Below are 376 nucleotides of genomic sequence, written 5' to 3' on the forward strand. Positions count from 1 at the left end.
GTCGAGGCGCGTGGGCTCGGAGATGTGTATAAGAGACAGATCCCACACAGAGGCAAAAGTATCGGCGTAAACTGACTGCCTCTACTTTCCCGAAAGATTGTGCGATGTACAGCGCAACGTAAGTTAAGCGTTTATTTGAAAAAAGGCGGTTTGGTTGCTTATCCGACCGAATCTTGTTATGGCTTGGGGTGTCTTCCGACATTAGCCAAAGCACTCGGTAAGTTGGCGCATTTGAAAAAAAGGCTTAAGGTGCGGCGGATGCCGCCTGCTTTGGAGGCTTTAGGCAGCTTGGTGCGACCCCGCAGGGAGCTGTCGAAGTCGAACCAGTATTTCGTTACCATCCACATATTGACGGCTGTCTCTTATACACATCTCC

Annotated in this window: 1 protein-coding gene; it reads left to right on the plus strand. The window is 50.3% G+C overall.

The window, feature by feature from the left end:
• Window positions 1–99: 99 nt before the first annotated feature.
• A partial coding sequence (locus tag ACRPFF_RS11285; protein ID WP_432674671.1) for a Sua5/YciO/YrdC/YwlC family protein occupies window positions 100–376 on the plus strand: 277 nt, incomplete at its 3' end.

This window comes from Neisseria sp. SLRRB23, from assembly GCF_050896295.1.
Classification (GTDB): Bacteria; Pseudomonadota; Gammaproteobacteria; order Burkholderiales; family Neisseriaceae; genus Neisseria.